Annotated in this window: 9 protein-coding genes; 5 read left to right on the forward strand and 4 right to left on the reverse strand. The window is 56.5% G+C overall.

All coding sequences use genetic code 11. The annotated features are described in order from the left end of the window. Nucleotides 1-186, forward strand: a 186-nt coding sequence (locus LAP85_29550) for a hypothetical protein (GenBank protein ID MBZ5500556.1), incomplete at its 5' end; no start/stop codon positions are given. A 198-nt stretch (nucleotides 187-384) separates the two neighbouring features. Continuing rightward, nucleotides 385-1,179 (forward strand): nucleotidyl transferase AbiEii/AbiGii toxin family protein, encoded by a 795-nt coding sequence (locus tag LAP85_29555; protein ID MBZ5500557.1) that lies wholly within the window; start codon nucleotides 385-387, stop codon nucleotides 1,177-1,179. A gap of 85 nt (nucleotides 1,180-1,264) precedes the next feature. Here LAP85_29555 and LAP85_29560 read toward each other — a convergent pair whose 3' ends face one another. From LAP85_29560 to LAP85_29575, 4 genes are all read right to left on the reverse strand, one after another. Then, nucleotides 1,265-1,504 (reverse strand): hypothetical protein, encoded by a 240-nt coding sequence (locus LAP85_29560; GenBank protein ID MBZ5500558.1) that lies wholly within the window; start codon nucleotides 1,502-1,504, stop codon nucleotides 1,265-1,267. 10 nt (nucleotides 1,505-1,514) lie between these two features. Continuing rightward, the gene (locus tag LAP85_29565) at nucleotides 1,515-1,898 is read right to left on the reverse strand and encodes a four helix bundle protein (protein MBZ5500559.1); all 384 of its coding nucleotides are present in this window, start codon (nucleotides 1,896-1,898) and stop codon (nucleotides 1,515-1,517) included. A gap of 533 nt (nucleotides 1,899-2,431) precedes the next feature. Further along, a complete protein-coding gene (locus LAP85_29570) occupies nucleotides 2,432-2,839 on the reverse strand; it encodes a PIN domain nuclease (GenBank protein ID MBZ5500560.1) in 408 nt (135 codons plus the stop codon). After that, entirely contained in the window at nucleotides 2,836-3,036 is a 201-nt protein-coding gene (locus LAP85_29575; protein ID MBZ5500561.1) for a type II toxin-antitoxin system VapB family antitoxin, read from the reverse strand. The genes LAP85_29570 and LAP85_29575 overlap by 4 nt, the downstream gene beginning before the upstream one ends. A gap of 165 nt (nucleotides 3,037-3,201) precedes the next feature. Between LAP85_29575 and LAP85_29580 the strand changes: the two genes are divergently transcribed. The 3 genes from LAP85_29580 to LAP85_29590 are packed head-to-tail and all read left to right on the forward strand — an operon-like array spanning nucleotide 3,202 to nucleotide 4,513. Further along, nucleotides 3,202-3,762 (forward strand): hypothetical protein, encoded by a 561-nt coding sequence (locus tag LAP85_29580; GenBank protein ID MBZ5500562.1) that lies wholly within the window; start codon nucleotides 3,202-3,204, stop codon nucleotides 3,760-3,762. Further along, complete coding sequence (locus LAP85_29585) at nucleotides 3,759-4,178, forward strand: hypothetical protein (GenBank protein ID MBZ5500563.1); 420 nt, start codon at nucleotides 3,759-3,761, stop codon at nucleotides 4,176-4,178. Before LAP85_29580 ends, LAP85_29585 begins: the two co-directional genes overlap by 4 nt. Before the next feature lie 17 nt (nucleotides 4,179-4,195). Then, nucleotides 4,196-4,513: an endonuclease domain-containing protein gene (locus LAP85_29590; protein MBZ5500564.1), complete on the forward strand. Its 318-nt coding sequence runs from the start codon at nucleotides 4,196-4,198 to the stop codon at nucleotides 4,511-4,513. The last annotated feature ends 205 nt before the right edge of the window (nucleotides 4,514-4,718 follow it).

The following is a 4,718-nucleotide window of genomic DNA, read 5'->3' on the forward strand; positions in this document are numbered from 1 at the left end:
TCCACGATCGTGGACACCGATTCCAATCATCGGGAAAAAGTGTCCACGATCGCGTCGGAATCGCTGTCCACGATCAATCGGAATGACTGTCCACGATCGATTGGAATGGGTGTCCACGATGGGTCGGAATATGCAGCCATCCCTGTGTTAAACGGTTTACATCACGATTACCGGCTCGCCGCGTAGTTGCCGTCGCCTGCATTCTGATACCGAGAAATCTCCCGCCACAGGTGTTTCAATTGATGGGATGAAGCGCACGCCCTGAGAAATGGGGGAATATCGAAGTCCATGCGGGGCTGGAACGAGAGAAAAAACGCTACTCGAACTGGGCGGCTCCTTAGAGTGCCGAGGCTATTTCGGATTTTTCGCGGACGACGACCCCGCTTGTCCGTTGATATTGACCTGAATTACATCGGATCGAAAGATCGTGAGATCATGCTCAGCGAGCGGCCGAAAGTCGAGCAAGCGGTTCAGGCCGTTTGCGGACGACTCGGTATCCAAGTCAAGCGCGCTCCGAGCGAGCATGCGGGCGGCAAATGGCTCCTGACCTATATGAGCGCATGGGGACGCCCGGGCACGCTTGAACTCGATATCAACTACCTGTTGCGCACTCCGCTCTGGCCGCCCGTGCTAATGGACTCGCATCCCATCGGTTCCTTGCGCGCGAAGAAGGTGCCGTTGATGGATGTGCATGAACTGGCGGCCGGCAAGCTCGCAGCACTTTTCGACAGGAGCGCTCCTCGAGATCTGTTCGATGCGTGCCAACTTTTGCGGGAGGTTCAGTTCGAGAAGGCGCGGCTTCGACTTGCTTTTGTTGTATATGGAGGGACAAGCCGCCGGGATTGGCGCAACGTTTCGGTCGATGATGTCCGCGCGGACGGCAATGCGGTCGCGCAGCAGCTTCTCCCCATGCTTCAATCCGTGCAGGCCCCAAACCGCAGCGATATCCGCCCGTGGACCCAGAATCTCGTGCTGGAGTGTCGCGGCCTCTTGTCCGCGATCCTGCCGCAGACCAGCCATGAGACGGACTTTCTTACGACTCTAAACGACAAAGGCGAAATCGTATCGGAGTTGTTAACGGAAGATCCTAACTTGCAGGCGATTATTCGTTCTCACCCGGGTCTGTTATGGAAGGCCCAGAATGTTCGCGAGTATATCCGGCGCGGCAGTCACGATTAGGATTCCCTGCCCTGACAATATCGGAAACAAGACTCCCATCGCTACCAGATCTTATCAAATTGGGATTGCCTGAGTGCGCACGTCATTATCGCTTGCGGCGGGCGCTGCGGCGGACGATTTCGAGCAGGACGCCCTGGATGGTGATCCGGCTCGCGTGGAATTTGCGGGGCGCGTGGTGTTTGGTTTCGATCGGCGTAAGGGTGATTTCGTCGCCCTGGCGGGAATAGACTTTGAGGGTGCTCTCGCTTCCGTAGATGAGCGCGGCCACGACGTCGCTGGGATTGCGATGCGAAGAGCGGCACGCAAAGAATCTATCATTTGTCATTCGTCAATGGTCATTTGTCATCTGTCCGCTGTGAGCCTCTCGCCTGTGCGGTTCTGATCGAGGCACTGAGCATACGGGCAAGCTCGCGATTCTCGTTGGCAAGGCCGGTCACCAGTGTCTCCGATGCCATACGAGCCTTGAGGATAATGAGCAGCCAGATCCCGGTTTCATTGAGCTCTTTCACAGCGATGCGAAGTTCGTGAACGAAATCCGCTCGACTCTCAGCACCTCGCGCCTCTGCGTAGTTCGGAGCCGGAGAAGTACCCGAGCGCAGAACCTGCCCGGCAATATGCCGTCCTGCGGTCGTTTTTGGCAGTGGGGTGACTAGGTCGATGATCCTTACTGCAAACAGCACCGACCTCTCCTGGAACGCATCGGCAGCAGCCTGTGCCATGCCAGTATCCTCCTGCCTACTTAAACCAATCCTCCTCCAAATTGATCCAAACAAAAAAATGACAATTGATAATTGGCCAATGATAATTGATAAATTCTTTGAGCGTGGACCATTTATGAATCCGGTGAGGCCATAAGTGATCAACCAGCGACTCCTCTTTGAACCATAGATCACATATCTCTTTGTATTTGCTTAACTTGTGGTCCATCGTGAAGGAGCCGCGCGCTCCGATTCTTCGATGATTTCAGGGGCGGCGAAGTCCTTTCTGGTTGTGCCGGGTTCCTTCTCGGCCCGATGATTCAGCTCCATGGCCTCGAGCCAAGGTTGGTGGTCCGGCTCATGCTCCGGTATGCGGGATTTGGCGAGATCTCATAGAGCCGCTTCAACCTTTCCGAGTATTCCCGTGGGATGCCCGGCTCCGACAGGCACTCTGCTCAGGGCTCTTTGAGATTGACAATCTTCACCGCCAAGACGCCAAGCGCGAAGACGCAAGCGATGTTTGAGCAGTAGTATCTTTAGATTTCCCGTTCGCTCTATGTTTCAAATAACTGCAAGTCACAATGGCGTGCCATGTGCGAGAAGTCCTCATCGGCCGTCAGCAGTTTTGCTTTGCTTTCAATCGCCATTGCGGCAATCAGGCAGTCCACAGCGGATGCGGAGATGCCTGACTGACGGCATGCATTAGAGATCATCGCTGCCGTAACATGATGAGCCTTTGATGCCGCAGCGATCGGGAAACCATCCAAAATGTCCAGCAACCGTGCGAAATCGTCCTGCGCGCGCACTCCCGATAGCACTTCCTGGAGAACAATTCCCGGAATGACCACAGGCTGGTCGTCTTCCACCAGGCGACGGAAGACCCGGACCACGGGCAACTCGGGACCAGGCTTCGTTCTCCTGCGAAAGGCCAGAGACAAAACCGAAGTATCGACGAGGATCACCGGGGTCTCCGCATCTTCTTATAGTCGTAAGCCGGATCCATGGTTATGGTGCCGAATGCTTCCAGGGCCTTGAACCGTTTCCGGCGTTGAATATATTCTCGCAGAGCCTCATTGACCGTTTCGCGTTTTGTAAGTTTGCCACCGATTTTCAGCGCGTCATCGAGCAGCTTTTCGTCGATCGCCAGATTGGTCGGCATTTGCAGCCTCCTTCCGTTACACAGAATGCTACACAACATCGGGCGTAGTCAACAACCTCACGGTTTGCGAGAAAACGACGCGCGGTCGCCAGATCCAAGAGGCTTCCTGATAGCGGCATTCCGATCCAGGCTTGGCAGCAAATCAAAAAGCCTTACAAGCGCCTGATGTCTCTGTTCCTGGATGGCTCGTTCCACGCGATTCTCTGCGGACGCGAAGGCGTAGTTATGGAGCAGGACGAAGATGGCGAAATGCGCGTCACCGGTACGAAGCTGAAAGCAGAAGGCGAGACGCCGCATGAACCTCACGTCCTCGGCCGCATGTGTCCCGAAAGGGATGAGAAGGGCGGATACATTATCAAGGCCTTCTTCGAGAAGGACCGGTCCGACATCCTGACCGGCAAAGAGTTCCTCTGGCCGACATACGACACCATTTCTCCGGTCGTTCGATACCTCTGCGGTGGTGAGCAAGGCAAGCTCGGCACTCCGGAGGAAGCGGCCGAGATCGACATCAGCGCGCAGGAGGCCGAGAAGGAAAAGGCCGAGCGCGAGCGCAAGGAACTCTTCGACCAAATACGCGCTGCCCTGGTTGCAGCGAAAACGATCGCACAACTTCAGACTGGCTGGAGCCTCACGGGTGGCAAAAAGACTCGGCTCGGGGATGAACTATTCACGCAGCTGCAGGCAATCAAGGACAGCCGCAAGGCTGAGCTACTGGAGGTCGCATGAGTATCAAGGCCGAAACCAAATACAACGGAGTCGTGGCACCCGGATCCCAGCTCTACGAAACGCAGACCGGTACTCTCGGTTACCAGGTCATGCTCGAATGTACCGATGGGCCGACGTCGTTCGTGATCTGGCGGACGCAGAAAAACCGCGACCGTGCCCGCAAGTACTTCGAGGTGCTCGGGGTGGATCCGGACCTTCTCAAGGATTCGGGCTACATCGAGTACCAGCTCGGACTCGACATCGAAGGCCGCGAGGTCTCCTTCGGCACCAAGGACGAGGAGTACAACGGCAAGCACAGCGTGAAGGTGGTCTGGATCGGAAAGCGGTCGGACCCAAACTTATCGCGCAGTGCCGCCCGTTTTTTCGGCGGTACCACTGGCGATGGCGAAATAGCTGGTGAAGAACTTGCCTTCTGACCCCTATAGAGCGATGTATGAGCGATCTTGAGGAACTGCTCGGGCAGCACTTCAAGCTTTCCGGGCTGCCGGCGCCGGCGAGGGAATTCCGGTTCCATCCGCGGCGCCGGTGGAGGTTCGACTTCGCCTGGCCGCGCCACAAGGTCGCCGTAGAAATCGATGGCGGCATCTACAACCGCGGCCGTCACGTTCGGGGCAGCGGCTTCGAACGTGACGCCGAGAAACGCAATGCCGCGGTGATGGCAGGGTGGCGCGTACTCCACTTCACTCCGCGCCACGTCAAATCCGGATTGGCCGTTCAGGCGATCGAATGCCTCATGAGGAAGATTGGCTGAGGGCTCTGGGCCCCGGCCGGACAGAGGATCCGTGATGAACAGGCAGAAGCAGTCCGAACCTTCTGAACCTAGGAGTCCGTCCGAGAATTGCGGTTTGAAGGCATATTGTCGCCCTGGAGCTGCCTTATGCAGCGATCCGCCAGTCAGTCGAACATGTCAGATTGCAGAATGTAATTTTGCGTCACTCGCGGTGTGGACTGTGAGT

This window comes from Terriglobia bacterium, assembly GCA_020072565.1.
Classification (GTDB): Bacteria; Acidobacteriota; UBA6911; order UBA6911; family UBA6911; genus JAFNAG01.

Coding starts and splice junctions, on each gene's coding strand:
- LAP85_29585 (MBZ5500563.1), top strand. CDS start 3,759: ATGAGTATCAAGGCCGAAACCAAATACAACGGAGTCGTGGCACCCGGA.
- LAP85_29565 (MBZ5500559.1), bottom strand. CDS start 1,898: ATGGCACAGGCTGCTGCCGATGCGTTCCAGGAGAGGTCGGTGCTGTTT.
- LAP85_29580 (MBZ5500562.1), top strand. CDS start 3,202: ATGTCTCTGTTCCTGGATGGCTCGTTCCACGCGATTCTCTGCGGACGC.
- LAP85_29590 (MBZ5500564.1), top strand. CDS start 4,196: ATGAGCGATCTTGAGGAACTGCTCGGGCAGCACTTCAAGCTTTCCGGG.
- LAP85_29575 (MBZ5500561.1), bottom strand. CDS start 3,036: ATGCCGACCAATCTGGCGATCGACGAAAAGCTGCTCGATGACGCGCTG.
- LAP85_29560 (MBZ5500558.1), bottom strand. CDS start 1,504: ATGACAAATGATAGATTCTTTGCGTGCCGCTCTTCGCATCGCAATCCC.